This window comes from Clavibacter lycopersici (assembly GCF_003576405.1).
Taxonomy (GTDB): domain Bacteria; phylum Actinomycetota; class Actinomycetes; order Actinomycetales; family Microbacteriaceae; genus Clavibacter; species Clavibacter lycopersici.
On sequence record NZ_QWGT01000274.1, the window covers coordinates 1 to 3316 of the forward strand.

Annotated in this window: 3 protein-coding genes and 1 pseudogene; 1 reads left to right on the forward strand and 3 read right to left on the reverse strand. The window is 73.9% G+C overall.

The features are described 5' to 3' along the window. Positions 1–126: 126 nt before the first annotated feature. From DZG00_RS13725 to DZG00_RS13735, 3 genes are read right to left on the reverse strand one after another with little or no spacing between them, the layout of a single operon-like run. A complete protein-coding gene (locus tag DZG00_RS13725; RefSeq protein ID WP_119382866.1) occupies positions 127–891 on the reverse strand; it encodes an ABC transporter permease in 765 nt (254 codons plus the stop codon). Continuing rightward, the gene (locus tag DZG00_RS13730; RefSeq protein ID WP_119382865.1) at positions 888–2183 is read right to left on the reverse strand and encodes an ABC transporter ATP-binding protein; all 1296 of its coding nucleotides are present in this window, start codon (positions 2181–2183) and stop codon (positions 888–890) included. The genes DZG00_RS13725 and DZG00_RS13730 overlap by 4 nt, the downstream gene beginning before the upstream one ends. Continuing rightward, on the reverse strand, positions 2176–2817 hold the full coding sequence (locus tag DZG00_RS13735; protein ID WP_119382864.1) for an ABC transporter permease: 642 nt from the start codon (positions 2815–2817) through the stop codon (positions 2176–2178). Before DZG00_RS13735 ends, DZG00_RS13730 begins: the two co-directional genes overlap by 8 nt. A 250-nt stretch (positions 2818–3067) precedes the next feature. Between DZG00_RS13735 and DZG00_RS17550 the strand changes: the two are divergent. After that, positions 3068–3187: pseudogene (locus tag DZG00_RS17550) on the forward strand (DnaJ domain-containing protein); the annotation flags it as partial. Positions 3188–3316: the final 129 nt, after the last annotated feature.

The following is a 3316-nucleotide window of genomic DNA, read 5'->3' on the forward strand; positions in this document are numbered from 1 at the left end:
CGTCCGGCACGTACGCCGTCGCGGGCTGCAGCCCGCAGCCGGTGAGCGTCGCGAGGCCGGCGGCCACGAGCGCGGGCACGCCGAGCGCGCGGCGGAGGCGCGCGGAGCGGGGGAGGGTCGGCACGATCAGAGTCCCTTCGGGCGGGCGACGTGCTCGACGACGCGGCCGAGCCAGTCGATGGCGAGCGCGAGCAGCGAGATGAGCAGCGCGCCGGAGATCAGCACGGGGTAGAGGTAGAGGTTGACGCCGGTGGTGATGAGGATCCCGAGGCCGCCGCCGTTGACGAAGGCGGCGAGCGCCGCGGTGCCGACGAGGAGCACGAGCGCGGTTCGGATGCCCGCGAGCATCACGGGCACGGCGAGCGGCAGCTCGATGCGGAAGAGCACGGACGTCCGGCTCATCCCCATGCCGCGGCCGGCCTCGACGAGACGCTCGTCGACGCCGCGGATCCCGAGGATCGTGTTGCCCAGCACGGGCAGCGCCGCGTACACGACGAGCGCCACGAGGCTCGCGACGAAGCCGTTCGGCACCAGCATCGCCAGCAGCACCACCAGGCCGATCGCCGGTGCCGCGGTGCCGAAGTTCGCCACCGCGAGGACGGGCGGGGAGAACCGCCGGAGCCGGCCGCGCGTCATCAGGACGCCGAGCGGGATCGCGAGAGCGAGCACGATGGCCGCGGCCGAGAAGGTGAGCGCGAGGTGCTCGAGCGTCGACTTCCCCAGCGCGTCCGGCGCGAGCGTCGTGCGCTCCACGGCGGTGAGCGGCGCCACCCGGAGCCAGACCAGGTACGCCCCGAGGACCGCCGCGATCGCGACGGGCTGGGCGACGAGGCCGCGCCAGCCCTGCGCGCCGCCGACGGCGTCCGTACGGGCGTCGGTCACGGCGCTCATCCGGCCTGCCCGTCCTGCGCGGCGGGCGACTCCTGCGCGATGGATCCGGCGTCCTGCTCGGCACGCGCGGCGTCGGCGCCCACGGTGCCGATCGTGCCCGTGTTGGTGCCGACGGGGGCGCCCTCGACGCCGCCGGCCGCGGACGCCCGGGCGCTCGTGATGGCGTCCATGACCGTCTCGACGTCGATCACGCCCAGGAAGGCACCGCCGCGTCCCGTGACGAGGGCCGCGCCCGCGCTCGAGACGAGCATGGTGTCGAGCGCGTCGTTGAGGGTCGCGCGGGCGCCGATCACCGGAAGGCGCGGCTCGGGCACGGCGCCGACGACGTCGAGCCGGCCGAGCTGGCGGCGCGAGGGCCACTGGATCGGGCGCTCCCGGGCGTCGACGACCACGGCGTGCTGGTGGCCGACCTCGTCCATGCGGGCGAGCACGTCGCGCGCGGCGTCGCCGGGGTGCGCGATGACGGCGTCCGCGAGCGGCACCTCGTCGACGCGGCGGAGCGTCAGCTGCTTGAGGCCGGCGCCCGAGCCGATGAACTCCTCGACGAACGCGTCGGCGGGCTCCGCGAGGATCCGCTCGGGGGTGTCGTACTGCACGATGCGGGCGCCCTCGGCGAAGACCACGATCCAGTCGCCGAGCTTCACGGCCTCGTCGAAGTCGTGCGTGACGATGACGATGGTCTTCTGCAGCTCGGCCTGGATGCGGATGAGCTCGTCCTGCAGGCGCTGCCGCGTGATGGGGTCCACCGCGCCGAACGGCTCGTCCATGAGCAGCACGGGCGGGTCGGCCGCGAGCGCCCGGGCGACGCCGACGCGCTGCTGCTGGCCGCCGGAGAGCTCCTTCGGGTAGCGGTCCCGGTACTGCTCGGGGTCGAGCGAGACCAGCTCGAGCAGCTCGTCCACGCGCGCGCGGATCCGGGCGGCATCCCAGCCGAGCATCTTCGGCACGACCGCGATGTTCGCGGCCACCGTCATGTGCGGGAAGAGCCCGCCGGCCTGGATCACGTAGCCGATGCGGCGCCGCAGCTCGTCGCCGTCGATGCTCGTCACGTCCTCGTCGCCGAGGACGACGCGGCCCTCGGTGGGCTCGATCAGACGGTTGATCATCTTCAGCGTCGTGGTCTTGCCGCAGCCGGAGGGGCCGACGAGCATGACGATCTTGCCGGCGGGGATCTCCAGCGTGATCCCGTCGACGGCGGGCTTCGCCTGCCCCGGGTACCTCTTGGTGACGCCGTCGAGCAGGATCGAGCGTCCGCTGATCTCGGGGGCGGTGGGTGTGGTGGTCTCAGACACGGATGCCTCTCGGGGTGGTGAGCCGGCCGATGCCGACGAGGACGAGGTCGAGCAGGAGGGCGAGCAGGACGACGCCGATGACGCCGGTGAGGACGGACTCGGTCGAGTTCGCGCCGCCGAGGCGGGAGAGCCCGGAGAAGATGAAGCCGCCGAGTCCCGGGCCGAGGACGTACGCGGCGACCGCGGCGATGCCCATGACCATCTGCGCGGACACGCGGATGCCGCCGAGGATCACGGGCCACGCGAGCGGCAGCTCGACGCGCAGCAGCGTGCGGATGCGCCCCATGCCGATCCCGCGCGCGGACTCCACGATCGCGGGATCGATGCCGGTGAGGCCGACCACCGCGTTCCGGAGGATGGGCAGCACGGCGAAGAACGTGACGACCGCGACGGCCGGCGCGACGCCGAAGCCGAGCGGCGCGATGAGCAGGCCCACGAGCGCGAAGGCGGGGAGCGTCAGGCCGATGGCCGAGACGCTGTTGGCCAGCGAGCTGAGCGGACGGCTGCGGTAGACGAGCGCCGCGAGCCCCACGGCGATCACGGTCGCGAGCAGGAGGCACTGCACCACGAGGCTGAGGTGCTGCCACGCGGAGAACGCGATCTGGTCGGCGCGGTCGCGCAGGAAGTCCCACATGTCGGTCTCCTCAGGATGTGTCGGTCACCGGGAGGGGCGTCGGCGGTGGCCCACCCTACGCAGGCCGCCCGGATGCGCGAAGTTCGCCGTCGGGCGCGCCCCGGTGGTATCACGCGCGCGGCGTACGCGGGCGCGCGCGCCGTCGTGCGGTACCTGCGGGCGTCGGGGGGCGCTCGGGCGTCGTCCAGGCGAGCTCGCCTACGCTCGTGATCCTGGGAGCCGCCCGACCGGTTCCCGCGAGGAGCCACCGATGCCCGTCCCGTCGCGCGATGCCGACGCGTACGCCGTCCTCGGCGTCGAGCCGTCGGCGTCGCAGGACGAGATCCGCCGCGCCTACCGCCGCCGGGTGCGCGACGCCCACCCCGACATGGGCGGCAGCGCGGACGAGTTCCAGTCCGTGCGCGACGCCTTCGAGGCCGTGGGCGATCCACCGGTTCATGAAGACGCTCGTCGACGTGGGCCTCGGATACGTGCGGCTCGGCCAGAGCGCCACGACCCT